Origin of the sequence: Acinetobacter sp. A1-4-2, assembly GCF_040233925.1 — a bacterium.
Taxonomy (GTDB): domain Bacteria; phylum Pseudomonadota; class Gammaproteobacteria; order Pseudomonadales; family Moraxellaceae; genus Acinetobacter.
In genome coordinates this window covers 726,370-741,902 of sequence record NZ_CP157981.1, presented here as the reverse complement: position 1 = coordinate 741,902, position 15,533 = coordinate 726,370, and the positions used below count along the sequence as shown (strand labels likewise).

Here is a 15,533-nt window from a genome sequence, read left to right as displayed (position 1 = left end):
TGAGAATAAAAATGTAACTCACCAGTTTCCAAAACAAATTCGACACCGGATTTTCATTCAATACCACATATTGACCTGACTTCTGCTTAGCTGGCTTCAAACAAATTTAATAAGCATAAGAAGCGATAGCAGTTGCAATCGCTTTGCCTTCATCATTGACTAAGGTCATGCGCATGGTGCAACCCTTACGGCCTAAACGCAAAGTCTCGGCACGTGCAGTAAAAGAATTGCCGCGACCCGGTGCAAGATAATCGACCCGCATATCAACTGTTGCCAAACGGGACACCTTCTTAATCGTCTCGGGCAAATCATCAGACGTGGCTTTCTTGTACAGCTCCCCCATCGCCACAATCCCACCAATACTGTCTAAAATGGTCGCTGCAACACCGCCATGCAAAATCTGAAATGCCACATTGCCAATCATATACGGCTGCATGTCGATATGGGCTTCAATCTGCCCATCCACTACCCGCATGTTCATGCCATTGTGCTGAAAGAAAGGAGATTTATTAAAAGCCTTGCATAACTGGTTCAGCAATACATCAATATCAACTTTCGAGCCGAAATGTATATGACCGGTCCAACTTTTTTCTGTTTCGTTTACCATTCGCTCGAATTTCCTGATTGAATAAAAATCTGTTAAACATCACCCAAAAACATATTCTAGGGCTACAATAGCCAAAGTTTAATACTGATCATTGAGATTGTTATGACCTATACGTTCAATCGTCCAGCATTTCCCGCTACCCGCATGCGCCGCATCCGTAAAAATGACCAATTACGTGCCATGGTACGCGAAACCCAGCTGACGACCGATCATCTCATTTACCCAGTATTCGTCCTTCCGGGGCAGAACCAAACCCAAGACATTCCAAGTATGCCCAATGTACAGCGTCTGTCTGCCGACCTACTGTTAAAAAAATCCGAACGTCTACTGGAATTGGGCGTTTCTAAATTAGCGCTCTTCCCTGTTACTCCACAAGAAGACAAAAGTCTGTCCGCCGAAGCTGCATGGCGTGAAGATGGTCTGGTCCAAAATACCGTTCGCCTGCTAAAAAAAGAATTGCCAGAAATGGTGCTGATCACGGATGGCGCTTTAGACCCGTATACTACGCATGGTCAGGACGGCATCATTGATGACACAGGCTATGTGCTAAATGATGAAACGGTAGAATGTCTGATTAAACAAGCCTTAAGTCATGCTGAAGCTGGTGCAGATGTGGTTGCGCCGAGTGACATGATGGATGGCCGGATTGGTGCTATTCGTAATGCGCTGGAAGCCAACGGTCATATCTATACCAATATTATGGCTTATTCAGCAAAATATGCCTCCAGTTTTTACGGTCCATTCCGTGATGCAGTCGGCTCATCGACGAATCTGAAAGGTGGCAACAAGTACAATTACCAGATGGACATCGGCAACCGTGCCGAAGCCCTACATGAAATTGCCCTGGATATTCAGGAAGGTGCAGACATGGTGATTGTCAAACCGGGTATGCCTTATCTGGATATCGTCCGTGAAGTGAAAGATACCTTTGGCGTGCCGACTTTCGTTTATCAGGTCAGCGGTGAATACGCCATGCTGGCGGGTGCCATTCAAAATGGCTGGCTGTCCGACAGCGTGATTATTGAATCACTGATGAGTTGCCGCCGTGCTGGTGCTGATGGCATCTGGACCTACTTTGCCGAAGAAGCGGCTCTTAAACTGAAAGACATGAAATAAGGATTTGTGGTCTAAGCGATGAAAATTGCCATTATTGGAGCAGGCATTAGCGGTCTGCTGTCTGCTCTAGAGCTGGTGGAACAGGGATGTTCCGTGATGATTTTCGATCAGCAGCAGGCAGGAAAAGCTGCCTCTTGGGCGGGTGGCGGAATTCTCTCCCCGATGTATCCGTGGCGCTATCCGCAAGCCGTAAATCAGCTGGCGCAATATGGCAAGTCATTGTATTTAGACTGGAATAAAAAGTTAAAGCCTGTTTCAGGCATTGATTTTGAAATTCATGAAAGCGGTATGCTGATTTTTGATGAAGCTGATTTTGAAAGCGGTCTGAATTATGCCGAGCAGTTTCAGGAACCAATGCAGCAATGTGAATATTTACAACAGGAACAGATCGAACAGCTAAATCCTTTTATTGATGCCAAATTTCAACACGCCATTTATTTTCCCCAGATTGCCAATGTCAGAAACCCGCGCTTACTGCAATCCATGGTGGCCTATTTAAAGCAGCATCCACAAGTCGAATTTATTGAGCACTGCCTGATTGAGCAGTTCAATATTGCCAATGGCCAAGTACAGTCCGTAGCTGCTAAAAATGGCAAAATTTATGATGCAGATCAGTTTGTTATCACCACCGGTGCCTGGTCGCAGCGCTGGTCTGAACAACTGGATCTTGAGATTCCAGTTCGTCCGGTTCAGGGACAGATGGTGCTGTTTAAAACCCCGGCAAACTGGTTGCCGACCATGTGCATGAATGATGTGATGTATTTAATTCCACGTCTGGACGGTCATGTGGTCTGTGGTTCCAGCATGGCGGATTGCGGTTTTGACACCACCCCAACAGTAGCAACCAAGCAGAAAATTTTAGAAGCCTGTTTCGAGATGGTGCCCGAACTGGCAGTGTTCCCTATCGAAAAACAGTGGGCCGGTTTAAGACCCGGCTCCCCAACGGGTATTCCTTACATCGGAAAAATACCCGAGATGGAGAATTTGTGGGCCAACTTTGGACATTTCCGTAACGGCTTATGTATGGGGCCCGCCTCTGCACAATTGCTCAGACAGCTGATGCTGGGCCAAACTCCTCTCGTAAACCCGGCAGCTTATAGCCCTGCGCGTCTCAAATCTGAAGCAGAGTTAATGGTTCACTAATATCTCTTCTAAAGCGCTGTTCAAGGTCGGATATTTAAACTCAAAACCGGCCTCTTGCAGGGCTATGGACGTGACATATTGACCATTTAATACCAGTTGTGACTGCTCACCCAGCATCCATAGCAAAACGAAAGCCGGTAAAAAGAACACAGGTTTACGTTTTAAAACTTGTGCCGCTGTTTTAACAAACTGCGCTTGCGAGACTTTTTCAGGTGACACGAGATTAAATATTTGTGCTTCAGTTTCATTGAGCATTAAAAATTCGATGGCACGCAGCACATCTTGCACATGGACCCAAACTACGGGTTGCTGCCCGTGTCCAATCCGCCCCACCAGATTCAGTTTAATGGGGAATAACATACGCGGCAAAATTCCGCCATTTTTCCCAAACACAATGCCAAGACGAATAATCTTGGTTTTTTGCTGCGTAAAACTGAGGGCTGCCTGCTCCCATAACTGGCACAATTCCGACATAAAAATAGACTGTGGTGCAGACTGTTCTGTATATGTTTCTAACCATTGCTCAGTCAGGTCTATACCATAGTATCCGACTGCAGAACCGGAAATAATCCGCTTTGGAAAAATCTGTCTTTTTTCCAGGTATCGATAGAGCTGCTGCGTGGTTTCTACCCGGCTCTTCATCAATTGTTGTTTTCTTTTCTCTGTCCAGCGTCCCTGTCCAATACTTTCACCAGCCAGGTTGATGACATAATCAATGCGGTCGGTTTTCAGTTCATCTAAATGCTGAATCCAGGTCAGATCCGGATGATTTGAGCGTTTATTTTTCTGGCGGGTCAGCCCCACCACGGCATAATCACGAGCCAGCAAATAAGGCAACAGATGCGAGCCGATAAAACCACTGCCGCCGGTAATCAAGACACATGCTTTTTGCATTTTAGACGTACTCATGTTTTTCTTATCTATAGATCAAGATGATATAAAACTCAAGCCTACATCAGGGTCGTTTAGCCAAACATTTTTTGCGCCATGCGCTGCGCCTGTTTACCATAAAACCAATAGGTCAAAAGATAAAGTGGAATGGCAACGAGCAAGACCATGATCAGTACCATAGTCATAAATTGCGGATTTTTGAGATATAAAAGAAAATTCTGCCAAACTTCGGGATCATTCTTGGCAAAAAGGACAATACCAAGCAATAAAAAGGCCAGGTTATAGCCCCAGAAAATCAGGCTAAATCCCAAAGTAATTTTTTTTTGTTCTTGAGCAGTTGGTGCTCGTCGTTGTTGTTTTAAAAACTTATACAGCACTAAAATCATGGCTGTTAAATAAGGCACGATGGTCAGAATTCCGCCCATGCCGGTTGGCAGTAAAGCAGCCAATACACCACAGATACAGGTAAAAATAAAACAGAAGAGAAAAAACCATAAAAAATATCGGGTTAATGACACAATGAGCCTGCATAAGCAACTTTTAGATGATCAGTATAAAAAAAAATGAGTTTTTTTTCATTTTATTGTCAACCAATCTGTAAAGCTCTGCGTTATATAAGGTATGAAGTTCATGAACCGTTAATTTGTATCGGCATCCACAATATTTTCGGTGAACTTTTCTAAAGCAATAAACTTGGTTTCAAGTTTTAGTGAGGAACAGCAGCCCAAGCTAAAACTTGCAACAGATTTTTTGACCGACGATTTCATCATCACTCGAATCGTCGGTCTTTTATTTTCTACATTCTATTTTAATCCTAACATTCAGTCTGGGAATAGATTTATACACTTCTTGCATAAATCAATCTTTTTATAAAATAACAAATGAGTAAACCATTCAAAATTGATTTTCCCATACTGTGATTTATTTCATGCCAAAGATTAACTTCAATCCCAACAGCGTCATGATGCCGCCTGCAGCCCGGTCAAAACCTGCTTTAAATTTCAAATAGACACGGCGCGGCTTTTCCGCCGACAAGGCCACTGCAACCAGTGAGCACCACCCTGCATCAATAAAAAAGCACAGAATGGGTAAAACAAAATAATAATAAGTCGGAATTTCTTTGGGTAAAAGTGCAGTAAAAATACTGGCCAGCACAATTGCAATTTTCGGATTGGAAAGCTGGGTAATCAGGCCTGTAGTAAATGCACGGCGTAAGGACATTTGGGCTTGCGAACTATGCTCAGATGCAATCGGCTCTTTGGCATGTTTAATAATTTTAAAAGCCAGACAGAGTAGATATACGCCACCGCAGATTTTTAAAGCCAGATAGGCAGATGGTACCGCCAATAAAAAGGCCTGTAATCCGAGTACGGCCAACAAGCCAAAAATGGCAGCGCCTGTGCCTGTACCTAAAGCGGTAAACACACCATGCCGACGTGAAATCGCAATTGAATTTTTAGCGACATAAATCGAAGTCGGTCCAGGACTCATTGCACCTAACATTAAAGCAAATGCAATTGAGCCCAAAATCCAAAATGATTCCACACGTCCACCTACTGAAATTAATTCCGCGGCAATTTTACAATTTAAAAGGCTGAATATCTCCCTGAATTTCACCTCTTTTTCAGAATTTCACCGAATAATTCACTAATAATCCACTTCATCCCCTACTGAATCACTAGCTCAACAAATTTAATCCTTCATTTATTTATCTATAGATAAAATCAGTTAAGCAACACTGCTATATAGCAAGCGACATTTACAGCAAGTAATAGAGAGCTCACATTGTGAAATTATCGTGAAAGTCCGAGTGAAATTAGCTAAATTACACCCATTTCAAGGTAAGACTGCAACAACAGACAGATAAAATCAGCAGGCTATTCCTGTATAAGAATCTCCAGATTCAGGCCTGTAACTGGTAGCTGAAGCTGGCTTAAAATTTGGGGTAAACCTCAGCGCAGTTTACTCTTGAGTCATAGGCTTGATTTCACGTACATTAAGTTGAGAAAGCCGATAATCCTGATCATGCACAGGTACACCGCCAATAATCATGCTACGGACTTCGGTTTTTGGCTTGTTATAATCATCTTTTGCATCGCAAGCTGTCAGCAATAATAACAAGCAAGCGCATAAACCTACGGATAGCTTCTTCATCACATATCCTCTTTTTCATCATTGTTATATTTTCTAGCTTAGCATCATTGTGTATTTTTAGATCTTTTTTTTATTATTTTAATTCAATTATTTAAGATATATTTACAAATAATCCCATAAAAATATTGGCTAAACGGCAAAGGTATTTTGAGAATTGTTTTTACCTGATTTCCTCTATTAAAGTCTGACTCAGATTTCCCTGATAAAACAGCACGCCATAGATCATCATATTTTGCGTACAATACGATTGAATATTCATGGATCATGATGAAATGTTTGATCGTATTGCACAGTCAGTGACTTACCAAAAACTTAGCCTTGATGCTCCAGTTACTGTTACCGTGAAACGTTTGGATCAGATTCATCCCCAGATTTCCGGCAACAAGTTTTTTAAACTGAAATACAATTTTCAGCAAGCTCGGCAGCAAGGGTTTAAAAAAGTCCTGACTTTTGGTGGCGCTTATTCCAATCATATTGCCGCCACCGCTTATGCAGCGCATCTATTTGGCTTTGCAAGTGTAGGCATTATTCGAGGTGAAGAACTCAAAGATAAAGCGCTCAATCCTACCCTTGCCACAGCGCAACAATCTGGTATGCAACTGCATTTTATCTCCCGACAGCAATATCGTGAAAAAACCAGTTCTGAATTTCTCGAACAATTACAACAAAGCTATCCAGAGCATTACATCATTCCCGAAGGTGGAACCAATTCTCTTGCCATTCAGGGCTGCAAGGAAATTTTAACTGCTGAAGACCGACACAATTATGATGTGATCTGCTGTGCCGTTGGAACAGGCGGAACAATTACAGGATTAATTGAAGCCAGCGCTGCTCATCAAACTGTGCTGGGTTTTTCGGCCTTAAAAGGCGATTTTTTAAAGTCGGATGTCGAGCAATGGACAACAAAGAAAAACTGGAAAATCACCGATGCCTATTGCTGTGGCGGTTATGCCAAGACCAGTTCTGAGCTATTACAGTTTATGCAGTGCTTTGAAGCCGAGCACCACATTCCTTTAGAGCAGGTTTATACTGCGAAGATGACGTACGGTCTGATGGATTTAATTGCCCAAAACCATTTTCCGGCAGGCAGCCGTATTCTGGTAATTCATACGGGTGGTCTGCAAGGTCGGCATCCAGATGCAGATCTATCCTGAAATTGAGCGCAAAATTGTCTATAATGCCCTGTTTTTATCTCCCGCGGGTTGCTCATGTCTACAAATCAGTATGATGTCATTGTTTTAGGTGCAGGTGCATCCGGTCTGATGTTGGCATTTATGGCAGCCCAGCGTGGTCGTAAAGTTGTGGTACTGGAAAAAGCCAACAAGGTGGGTAAAAAAATTCTGATGTCCGGTGGCGGTAAATGTAATTTTACCAACCTGTACGTCGAACCTGAAAACTATATTTCACATAATCCGCACTTCGTAATCTCGGCCTTAAGCCGCTATACCAACTGGGACTTTATTGGTCTGGTGTGTGAACACGGGATTGAATATGAAGAGCGCAAACACGGTCAGTTATTTACCTTAAACGGTGCCAAAGAAATTTTGGCTATGCTGCTGGCTGAATGTGACAAAACCGGTCTGGTCGACATTAAAACCAGTTGTGAAGTCAAAGCGGTAACGGCTGTAGATGAGCAAGGTTTTCAGGTTGCAACTACTTCAGGTTATTTTCAGGCTGAATCTGTAGTCGTGGCAACAGGTGGTTTGTCGATTCCAACGCTGGGGGGCTCAGGGATTGGTTATGACATTGCCAAACAGTTTGGCCATCATGTACACCCGACCCGTGCAGGCTTGGTGCCCTTTACTTTTTCCGACCAGTTTAAAGAAGTGACCACCCGTTTAAGCGGTAATGCCGTCGATGCCACCCTATCCAATGATTTAAACAGTTTTACTGAAGCCTTGCTGTTTACCCATCGTGGTTTAAGTGGTCCAAGCTCCTTACAGCTTTCTAACTACTGGAATGTCGGTCAAAGCTTTAATATCAATTTTCTGCCTTACCTCGACTTGGTAGAATTTTTTAAAGCTAAAAAATCCAGCCAGCCTAAAGTGCTGCTACGTACCCTGTTGAATGAGCATTTGCCAAAAAATGTGGTGCTGGAACTGCAAAATCTCATATGGGCAGAACTTGCCGATACAGCGATCGGTAATTTGAGCGACGATAAACTGGAACAGATTGCCAAGCATTTGCATCATTTTGAAGTGAAACCATCAGGAACTGAGGGCTACCGGACTGCGGAAGTGACTTTGGGTGGTGTAGATACCACGGAAGTATCGTCCAAGACCATGGAAAGTAAGAAACAGAAAGGCTTGTACTTTGTCGGTGAAGTTCTGGATGTGTCTGGTCATTTAGGCGGGTTTAATTTTCAATGGGCATGGGCCTCTGCACATGCCGCATCGCAATATGTTTAATCCATTGCAACTAAATTATTCTAAATAGTCCGTACGTAAAATTTCAATATACTGCTTCTGCTGCATACGCACAATTGCTTGATCCATCTTTGCAACTGCTTGTGTATGTTGGCAGTCTTGTTGAAATGCTTGCCCGACTAAACCTAAAAGTTTCTTAACTAACATCATAATTTCCCCTCAATAATTATTTATACGTCCTAGTATAGAATGATGAATATTTCAAGAATATTAAAACTAAGTCTTTATATTCTTGAAATATTACAATTATATTTAGCATAATACATGCCAACAATCGAGCATTTATTGATTATTTTTTATCTAAATTTTCTAGATATTCTGGGCTTTTCTGTTGATGTTCAACTTTAAGTTTGGCAAATATAAATTTATATGCTCTCATAAGAAACCCAACTGTTATACCTGCGATTACAATTGGTGCAAGAAACTTATTCAGTTCTCTTTTACTCATTTTTCTCTCCTGTTCAGAATTAGGGTCTGTTGACGATCCGTCCCTAATTTTGACAATGCATTTTTTTAACGGATCTCAGGCTTGTAATAGAAAATTCAGTCATTTTACTGACCGCTTCATAACAATAGAGTTGCAAAAAACATACCCATCCCTTATGCACAAACAAAGCAGCGCTTTGTTTGTGCTCATGTAGTGGATTTTTCTGGTTCTAGCGATTATTTTTTATCATCACTGGAGCCAGGATTATTTGGATCTTTGTCACTCTTAAGATCGACATCAGACTCTTTTTCCCCCGTGGATCCAAAAGGATTATTTACTGGCGGATGCTTGGGATCAACACGGACAGAATCTGGAACACTCTGATCTGAATCCGTTTTTTGTGCCTCTTGTGGTGCAGTGGTTAATGAGGCAGGAGTTGGGTTGGATAAATCAGGAGTGAGCGTTTCTTTTTGATCTGAGATTGGAAATGAACTCACAGTTACAGGTTTGTTAGAAGTAGAGGTTGCTGGTACTCCGCCATCGATTTCCAATTCAGAAGATTTATGTACTGAAATATCAGAACCTGGTCTTGAATTTTCCTGATGCGGATTAGGCCGCTTCGCCTCTTTTTTGCATTTATCAATCAAGTCGGTCAAGACACGTTGTGCCGGATCTCGCCCACCTAAACCAAAAGCCAATGCGAAGGCAACAGCGACGGCTCCCAAGGTTAAACCGAAGGCCAGATTGACGATGGAATCGGCAATACCCATTGCACGCAACCCCATAGCAATCACCAGTCCCATAATCAATATACGAACAAGATTTGCCAACCAGCGTGAACTGACATATTCACCTCGTCCAATCACTTGGGCAACCAGATTGGCAAGCCAGAAGCCAATCATCAGAATCACTGCACCGAGCAGGATATTGGCACCGAACTGGATAAACATCGAAATCAGTGCACTGATCTGCTCAAAACCAAGCCGGTTCGCTGCTTCAGATACCGCAAACAACATGGTAAAGAACACAATCAGGTAACCAATAATTGAAGATACTTTGGTCTTGCCTAAAAAGCGTTGGGCATCCATTTTGGCAGGAATTTCATCCACGCCCGTTCCAGAGACAATGTCTACCACCAGCTTAGCCACAAAGCGCGATACCACATAAGCCAGAATAAGAATCAGAGCCGCTGCAATAATATGCGGAATGGCATTCATGATTTCATACAACATGGCTGTGGCCGGTTGTGAAATTGCCTGAATGCCTAAAGCTTCGAAGGCAATAATTAGGGCGGTAATGATAATAATCGCAAAGACAAATGAGCCCAGTACCTGTGACAGATTAGAATTTTTAAACATCCCGATTTTCTGGGCATGTTGCTGGAGATTCAAACTTCCCACCAGACCTTCAACAATACCGCGTACAATTTTTGCCAGAATATAGCCGACAAATACAATCACAGCAGCAATAAAGATATTGGGCAAGAATGAAACAACTTCATTCACCATGTTCTGTACTGGAACAAGCAAGCCGGTTAAGCCTAAAATAGACAGTACAATTGGCAAGAACAATAACAAAATCAGCCAATAAACAATCTCGCTAATGTTCTGGCTAATTGGACTGACACCCACGTCAGCACTTAGCTTTTCATCCAGTTCAGTTCGGTCCAGCAGTTTTTGCAGTCCCATCTTGACCAGATTTGCTACAATCCAGCCAATAAAACCGACCGCAATAGCCGCCAAAAGTTGAGGAATAAATAACAGGAATTGCTGAATCATATTGCTAAATGGCCCACTCACGCTGGTGAGATTCAGCACATTAAAAGCACCTATAACGGCAATGATCATCACGATCCAAAAGACAATACGCGAAACAATGCTTTCAATATTGGCGCGATGTCCTGTCGCACCCGAAAGTCTTTGATTTGTTCCAAGCTTTTGTAAAACTTTTTTAATTCCTGCCGCAATAATAAGGGCAACAATCCAACCTATGATTAAAATGGCGATGGCAGCGAGAATAGGATGAAACTGATTCCAATAATACATCGCATCAAATTCACCCCCTCTAGGGCCTCCAGAAAAATACTCATTCATATTGTCATGTCCTCTTGTTATTACTTATTGAATTTCTATAGATGAATAGTGGGTTATGTTGGCTCAGTTCACCCTAAAATGATGAAGTTAAGAACACATTAGAATTCGATTATTTTTTCTTCAATACAAACCAGCATAAATACAACAAAAGCGCACATTAGATTGCAAAAAAGCCCTAATCCTTTCAAATTAGAGCTTTAAATGAATGATTTGAATCCCTACTGATTTTTGTTACTAATGCCTGTCCCAACATTATCGGCAGCCTCACCTATTGCACTTTTTTCACCTGGTTCTGTTACAGTATCGGCATCTGTAGCGACTGCTTCATCTGTTGCCGTTGCAGTACCGGTAGTGGCGGTATTATTTGGTGTGGCAGGTTGGGCACTAGGGTCAGGATGTCCTGGAGGAGCATTAGATGATTGCGGTTTAGTATAGGCAAACATGTAAACCAGTACGGCAATGAAGAATACACCCACAAGAAGGAGGATATACACTGGCAAACGTTTTTTCTGAGATCTTTCTTCTTCACTCGTAACATGAGGCGGTTTATTAAAATCATGTGTCATGTTTTTTCCCCTTTTTTTATCTCATTCCATGTATTTATATTAACCATATTTCCTGATGAGTTATGTATAAAAGCATAGTGACATGGTGAAGACTTGTAATTTTCACTTAAAAAACAGCAATTCAGAAAACAGTTGTTTAAATATTTTAAGGCAAGAAGGTTGTGTCGATTCAATTTTCAGTCAGGCTATCATTCTTTTCTATAGCTCTTTTAATATTACTGCTGCTGTTGCTTTTATTGCAGTAAAGAGGACTTTTATTCCATTTTTATATCTGGAGCAAGACACTATTATTTTACTTTAAGTCCCAGTATTTTAATTTAAGCTCCAGCAAAATTTAACCATGCAAAAGATAGGGGTTTAAGTTGCGGTTTTTAAAATAAGAAAATTAACCGATTTTTAAACCTGTCTAAGCTTTCAGATGAAACATGCTTTAGGTGCTGAAAGGCTTAAAATGAGCTATAATTATGCACCGTTTTTCATGCTGCTTAACTTTATGGCGTATCGTCAGCAATCTGTAACGCTTGATTTGGACACTGACGTCACTCATCAATGTTGTTTGCATTACACTCGTGATGAACATCTCATTGGAATTATTGAATTTAGTAAACCAAGTTATGTGCTTAAATGGGGTGATCTGGAATATTTCCGTCGTCGTACCGAAGAATTTTCTGTGATGCCGTTTCCTGAATGCATCAATGCCATGGTGATCGACATTCGCAATATTGCCCCGTTCATAGACAATGAAGTACCCATTATTCCTTGGCGCTTACTGGAAGAAGAATGTCCGATCCGTCTGGTGGTTCCCCAAGAACGACTTGAACATTATGCCGGTATATTTGAACCTACCTGGCTGACCAGCGATGTGGAAACTGCAATTCAGGAAATCCGCGAATTTATTGATATGTTTGTGCATTAAAAGATTAAAAGCTAAAAAATCCTCCTGAATGGGGGATTTTTTGTGATTAGAGAAAGTCCCCCTTAGAAGAAGGGGGATTTTTTGTGATTAGAGAAAGTCCCCCTTAGAAGAAGGGGGATTTAGGGGGATTCAATTTTCACGAGATAAATTATTCCTTTTAATCCCTCCCTTGCGAAGCAATGCTTCTCACCTTTAAAAAGGGAGGAACTCTAAATGCGATTACCAATAATTCTCGACCGCAATATTACCTTCACCACGGCGGTTCATTTTCAAGCCACGTGCTTTTAATGCTTCTTTGGTATCTTCCACCATTTGTGGGTTACCACAAAGCATCACATGACTGGTGTCTACATTGAATTGTAGCCCTACCGCTTTTTCCAGTTCACCATTTTCAATCAATACCGGTAAACGGTCATGCAACGTTGCATCGAGATTCCGGGTAATAATCGGGACAAATTTAAAGCCCGTATGACCTTCGCCAAAGGTTTCAGCTATTTCCTGAATACGCTCGACATAAGCCAGTTCGGCTTCCGTACGCACACTATAAACCAGATTGATCTTTTGATATTTCGACCAAGTTTCAAAGTCTTGTAGCATGGAAATAAATGGTGCCAAACCTGTGCCAGTCGCCAGTAGCCACAAGTCATGTGGTAAGGGGAGCTGATAACGCGCCAAGGTTAAAAAACCATAAGGAATTTTTTCCAGGTACAGCTCATCACCGACCTGTAAATGTTGCAGGTTAGATGTAAATGCACCATTTGGCACCACAATTGAAAAGAACTCCAGGGTTTCATCAAAGGGGGATGACACCACGGAATAAGCCCGAACCACCAGTTCATCGCCCACTTTTAGGCCAATACGTGCAAACTGCCCTGCAGTAAATTTAAAATGTGCAGGTCGTGTCATAGTAAAACTGAATAAGGTATTGGTCCAGCGATGTACAGATAAAACTTTTTCTAAGCTAAATTTTTCAATTGACATGATTTCAACGTGGCATGAAAGACTATGCTCATGGTAGCATGACCACATAATTTATTAATATTTTTTAAATGTTAAGGCTCTATTCATGCGCATGACCTTACGCCAGTTGGCTGTTTTTGTAGCAGTTGCACAAGAAGGCACAGTAACCAAAGCCAGCGATGCTGTCAAACTCACGCAAAGTGCTGCAAGTATGGCTTTAGCAGATTTGGAAGATGGCTTGGGTGCACCTCTATTCGACCGTCTTGGCAAGCGTCTGCAACTCAATGATTTAGGTCGTTTTCTACTTCCTCAAGCACTAGAAATTTTAGGTCGCTGCGAAGCTTTTGAACAGGCGGCCAAAGGTGAATTACAAAGTATTGACCTGCGCCTAGGGGCAACCTTAACCATTAGCGATTACCTGATGCCCGACCTGATGGCAGACTTTTTGCAAATTCAGCCGCAAGCACATTTGCAGTTGCAAGTAGGCAACACCCGTCAGATGATTGAAGCAGTCAACCAGTTCCAGCTGGATTTAGCCTTGATTGAAGGGTCCTGTCATTTGCCACAGCTGCAGTGTATACACTGGCGCGATGATGAACTGGCGGTATGCTGTTCACCAGAGCATCCATTGGCAAAACTGGACCGCGCAATTACCGCTAAAGATTTTGACCATGTCGAATGGATTTTACGTGAAGAAGGTTCAGGGACCCGTGAGGTGTTTGACAATGCCATTTTAAAAGACCTGCCAGATGCCAATATCCGCCTCACTTTAGGCCATAATGAAGCGATTTTAAAAATTGTGGCGGGAGGTATTGGGATGTCCTGTATTTCTAAACTCGCCATTGAACCTTTACGTGAAAAAGGTCAGCTGGTCATTTTAGAAACCCCTTTCTGGCAACTGACTCGTCCTTTATTCATGTTGGTGCATCGTCAGAAATATCAGGGACCTGGCCTTAAAGCCTTTATGAAATTCTGTGAAGAATAAAAAACGATTTTAAAAAAGCGCCATTTAGGCGCTTTTTTTATTACCAGCGTGAATCATTTTCACACGGTATACCGTCACCATCACCATCCATCTTATGATGTGGACAGTTTTGTACATACCACACAGCTTCTGCTCTTGAATTCATTTGACTGCAATGTTGCCGTTCATCACATTTAAATTGTGCTGTTGCTAATCTCACCCCATTTTGCTGATCAATACTGGCACTGATTTTTTCTGAGCGTGGTTTAGTGGTATTGTAAGTTTCACCTGCCAGATTACGCTGCCCCTGCTCCGACAAAACTGCTTCTGGTAAATCCCCCAGTGCTTCTCGCTGTTCTGACACAATGCGCTGTTGCTCTATAATCAACTGTTGCGCTTTCAGCTGCTCTGCCGTGCGATAATCCTGATATTGACCATAACCGATCACAGCAAGCAGTGCCAGAATGATCAAGGCAATAGCGGACAAGATTCGGCCTTTATATGAAGCCTTATTATAACGTGGTGAAGCAGTTTTCTTTTTTGCACCTGCTGGCTTAGCAGCTATACTCTCCGCTGAGGCAGACTGTAGGTCCAGTCGTACAATACGGTCGGCTTTAAACTTGCCGTCATCTTCCACAATGATAAATTTTAACTTCTCCCCGACTTTAGGTTCGATAGTGCTATTGGGCACATCTTTAATGTGAAAGAAAATATCTTTCACTTCGCCTTCCTCTACTGCAATAAATCCAAAACCGCGCTCTGCGTTATAAGTTTTGACTTTCCCCTGAACAAACATAAAACACTCTTTTTCATTTATATTTCTTCTTATTATAATAAAAAAGAGGCCCAAAAGCCTCTTTTCCAATGATTGTCAAAAGCAACCCTGAACATCATCATACTGCAATCAAAAGCAGAAGCCTCAACCTCGAAAATTCGACAACAAGGCGGATGTAATTGACTTATTATGCGTCGATACTTTTGACTTTTTCGCTTTTGCTGAATGATCTGCAACACGTTCTATACGAACGGCCTTGAACTTGTCACCATTCTTAACAGCCGCAAATTTTACCCGTTCATTACGTTTCGGTTCGCCTTCTGCCGCAGGGAAATCTGAAATATGAAAGAAAATATCCCCTTCAGCCGAACCAATAAAACCAAAGCCTTTTTCAGGGTCATACTTTTTGATTTTACCCTGATGTAATTCATCTTTCATGCTGCTGCCCTATGCTCAAAAATGCCATGTTTACAGTATATAAAAAAAGAGGCCTGA

At 42.0% G+C, this 15,533-nt stretch carries 19 protein-coding genes; 6 read left to right on the top strand and 13 right to left on the bottom strand.

Features of this window, described 5'->3' with window-relative positions; genetic code table 11:
• Positions 1-106: 106 nt before the first annotated feature.
• The gene (locus tag ABJ384_RS03620) at positions 107-607 is read right to left on the bottom strand and encodes a thioesterase family protein (protein WP_349928891.1); all 501 of its coding nucleotides are present in this window, start codon (positions 605-607) and stop codon (positions 107-109) included.
• Positions 608-709: 102 nt separating this feature from the next.
• Here ABJ384_RS03620 and hemB point away from each other — a divergent pair, with 102 nt between their 5' ends.
• Complete coding sequence (gene hemB / locus ABJ384_RS03615) at positions 710-1,723, top strand: porphobilinogen synthase (RefSeq protein WP_166167738.1); 1,014 nt, start codon at positions 710-712, stop codon at positions 1,721-1,723.
• A gap of 18 nt (positions 1,724-1,741) precedes the next feature.
• Positions 1,742-2,866, top strand: coding sequence for a glycine oxidase ThiO (gene thiO / locus ABJ384_RS03610; RefSeq protein ID WP_349928888.1), 1,125 nt, complete (start codon positions 1,742-1,744; stop codon positions 2,864-2,866).
• On the opposite strand, the gene ABJ384_RS03605 is transcribed toward thiO, so the two are convergent.
• From ABJ384_RS03605 to ABJ384_RS03585, 5 genes are all read right to left on the bottom strand, one after another.
• Positions 2,852-3,760 (bottom strand): TIGR01777 family oxidoreductase, encoded by a 909-nt coding sequence (locus tag ABJ384_RS03605; protein ID WP_349929703.1) that lies wholly within the window; start codon positions 3,758-3,760, stop codon positions 2,852-2,854. The genes thiO and ABJ384_RS03605 overlap by 15 nt on opposite strands.
• Before the next feature lie 71 nt (positions 3,761-3,831).
• Positions 3,832-4,278: an ABZJ_00895 family protein gene (locus ABJ384_RS03600; RefSeq protein ID WP_349929702.1), complete on the bottom strand. Its 447-nt coding sequence runs from the start codon at positions 4,276-4,278 to the stop codon at positions 3,832-3,834.
• A 117-nt stretch (positions 4,279-4,395) separates the two neighbouring features.
• Complete coding sequence (locus ABJ384_RS03595; protein ID WP_349928887.1) at positions 4,396-4,527, bottom strand: hypothetical protein; 132 nt, start codon at positions 4,525-4,527, stop codon at positions 4,396-4,398.
• Between the two features lie 151 nt (positions 4,528-4,678).
• Positions 4,679-5,302: a LysE family translocator gene (locus ABJ384_RS03590; protein WP_349928885.1), complete on the bottom strand. Its 624-nt coding sequence runs from the start codon at positions 5,300-5,302 to the stop codon at positions 4,679-4,681.
• A 417-nt stretch (positions 5,303-5,719) separates the two neighbouring features.
• Positions 5,720-5,911, bottom strand: a complete 192-nt coding sequence (locus ABJ384_RS03585) for an NF038215 family lipoprotein (RefSeq protein WP_349928883.1) — start codon at positions 5,909-5,911, stop codon at positions 5,720-5,722.
• A gap of 272 nt (positions 5,912-6,183) precedes the next feature.
• On the opposite strand from ABJ384_RS03585, the gene ABJ384_RS03580 reads away from it, so the two are divergent.
• Positions 6,184-7,065 (top strand): pyridoxal-phosphate dependent enzyme, encoded by an 882-nt coding sequence (locus ABJ384_RS03580; protein WP_349929701.1) that lies wholly within the window; start codon positions 6,184-6,186, stop codon positions 7,063-7,065.
• Positions 7,066-7,119: 54 nt separating this feature from the next.
• Positions 7,120-8,319: an NAD(P)/FAD-dependent oxidoreductase gene (locus tag ABJ384_RS03575; protein ID WP_349928881.1), complete on the top strand. Its 1,200-nt coding sequence runs from the start codon at positions 7,120-7,122 to the stop codon at positions 8,317-8,319.
• Positions 8,320-8,334: 15 nt separating this feature from the next.
• Here ABJ384_RS03575 and ABJ384_RS03570 read toward each other — a convergent pair whose 3' ends face one another.
• From ABJ384_RS03570 to ABJ384_RS03555, 4 genes are all read right to left on the bottom strand, one after another.
• Positions 8,335-8,487, bottom strand: a complete 153-nt coding sequence (locus ABJ384_RS03570) for a hypothetical protein (protein ID WP_349928879.1) — start codon at positions 8,485-8,487, stop codon at positions 8,335-8,337.
• A 139-nt stretch (positions 8,488-8,626) separates the two neighbouring features.
• Positions 8,627-8,785, bottom strand: coding sequence for a hypothetical protein (locus tag ABJ384_RS03565; RefSeq protein WP_349928877.1), 159 nt, complete (start codon positions 8,783-8,785; stop codon positions 8,627-8,629).
• A 215-nt stretch (positions 8,786-9,000) separates the two neighbouring features.
• Positions 9,001-10,857: a mechanosensitive ion channel gene (locus ABJ384_RS03560; RefSeq protein WP_349928875.1), complete on the bottom strand. Its 1,857-nt coding sequence runs from the start codon at positions 10,855-10,857 to the stop codon at positions 9,001-9,003.
• A 218-nt stretch (positions 10,858-11,075) separates the two neighbouring features.
• Positions 11,076-11,423 carry a hypothetical protein gene (locus ABJ384_RS03555; protein WP_257234903.1) on the bottom strand — a complete coding sequence of 116 codons (348 nt, stop codon included), beginning with the start codon at positions 11,421-11,423 and terminating at the stop codon, positions 11,076-11,078.
• Between the two features lie 493 nt (positions 11,424-11,916).
• Between ABJ384_RS03555 and ABJ384_RS03550 the strand changes: the two genes are divergently transcribed.
• Entirely contained in the window at positions 11,917-12,339 is a 423-nt protein-coding gene (locus ABJ384_RS03550) for a hypothetical protein (protein ID WP_086196104.1), read from the top strand.
• 219 nt (positions 12,340-12,558) lie between these two features.
• On the opposite strand, the gene ABJ384_RS03545 is transcribed toward ABJ384_RS03550, so the two are convergent.
• Positions 12,559-13,320 (bottom strand): ferredoxin--NADP reductase, encoded by a 762-nt coding sequence (locus ABJ384_RS03545; RefSeq protein WP_349928873.1) that lies wholly within the window; start codon positions 13,318-13,320, stop codon positions 12,559-12,561.
• 85 nt (positions 13,321-13,405) lie between these two features.
• Here ABJ384_RS03545 and gigC point away from each other — a divergent pair, with 85 nt between their 5' ends.
• Entirely contained in the window at positions 13,406-14,284 is an 879-nt protein-coding gene (gene gigC / locus ABJ384_RS03540) for a LysR family transcriptional regulator GigC (protein ID WP_166167753.1), read from the top strand.
• 40 nt (positions 14,285-14,324) lie between these two features.
• Here the strand turns inward: gigC and ABJ384_RS03535 are convergent, their stop codons facing one another.
• Positions 14,325-15,059, bottom strand: a complete 735-nt coding sequence (locus ABJ384_RS03535; protein WP_349928871.1) for a cold shock domain-containing protein — start codon at positions 15,057-15,059, stop codon at positions 14,325-14,327.
• A gap of 123 nt (positions 15,060-15,182) precedes the next feature.
• Positions 15,183-15,476 (bottom strand): cold shock domain-containing protein, encoded by a 294-nt coding sequence (locus ABJ384_RS03530; protein ID WP_349928869.1) that lies wholly within the window; start codon positions 15,474-15,476, stop codon positions 15,183-15,185.
• Between the last annotated feature and the right edge of the window lie 57 nt (positions 15,477-15,533).

Excerpts from the sequence above, each read along its gene's own strand:
- ABJ384_RS03620 (WP_349928891.1), bottom strand. The coding sequence starts at position 607 with ATGGTAAACGAAACAGAAAAAAGTTGGACCGGTCATATACATTTCGGC.
- hemB (WP_166167738.1), top strand. The coding sequence starts at position 710 with ATGACCTATACGTTCAATCGTCCAGCATTTCCCGCTACCCGCATGCGC.
- thiO (WP_349928888.1), top strand. The coding sequence starts at position 1,742 with ATGAAAATTGCCATTATTGGAGCAGGCATTAGCGGTCTGCTGTCTGCT.
- ABJ384_RS03605 (WP_349929703.1), bottom strand. The coding sequence starts at position 3,760 with ATGCAAAAAGCATGTGTCTTGATTACCGGCGGCAGTGGTTTTATCGGC.
- ABJ384_RS03595 (WP_349928887.1), bottom strand. The coding sequence starts at position 4,527 with ATGATGAAATCGTCGGTCAAAAAATCTGTTGCAAGTTTTAGCTTGGGC.
- ABJ384_RS03585 (WP_349928883.1), bottom strand. The coding sequence starts at position 5,911 with ATGAAGAAGCTATCCGTAGGTTTATGCGCTTGCTTGTTATTATTGCTG.
- ABJ384_RS03580 (WP_349929701.1), top strand. The coding sequence starts at position 6,184 with ATGTTTGATCGTATTGCACAGTCAGTGACTTACCAAAAACTTAGCCTT.
- ABJ384_RS03575 (WP_349928881.1), top strand. The coding sequence starts at position 7,120 with ATGTCTACAAATCAGTATGATGTCATTGTTTTAGGTGCAGGTGCATCC.
- ABJ384_RS03570 (WP_349928879.1), bottom strand. The coding sequence starts at position 8,487 with ATGATGTTAGTTAAGAAACTTTTAGGTTTAGTCGGGCAAGCATTTCAA.
- ABJ384_RS03565 (WP_349928877.1), bottom strand. The coding sequence starts at position 8,785 with ATGAGTAAAAGAGAACTGAATAAGTTTCTTGCACCAATTGTAATCGCA.
- ABJ384_RS03560 (WP_349928875.1), bottom strand. The coding sequence starts at position 10,857 with ATGAATGAGTATTTTTCTGGAGGCCCTAGAGGGGGTGAATTTGATGCG.
- ABJ384_RS03555 (WP_257234903.1), bottom strand. The coding sequence starts at position 11,423 with ATGACACATGATTTTAATAAACCGCCTCATGTTACGAGTGAAGAAGAA.
- ABJ384_RS03550 (WP_086196104.1), top strand. The coding sequence starts at position 11,917 with ATGGCGTATCGTCAGCAATCTGTAACGCTTGATTTGGACACTGACGTC.
- ABJ384_RS03545 (WP_349928873.1), bottom strand. The coding sequence starts at position 13,320 with ATGTCAATTGAAAAATTTAGCTTAGAAAAAGTTTTATCTGTACATCGC.
- gigC (WP_166167753.1), top strand. The coding sequence starts at position 13,406 with ATGCGCATGACCTTACGCCAGTTGGCTGTTTTTGTAGCAGTTGCACAA.
- ABJ384_RS03535 (WP_349928871.1), bottom strand. The coding sequence starts at position 15,059 with ATGTTTGTTCAGGGGAAAGTCAAAACTTATAACGCAGAGCGCGGTTTT.
- ABJ384_RS03530 (WP_349928869.1), bottom strand. The coding sequence starts at position 15,476 with ATGAAAGATGAATTACATCAGGGTAAAATCAAAAAGTATGACCCTGAA.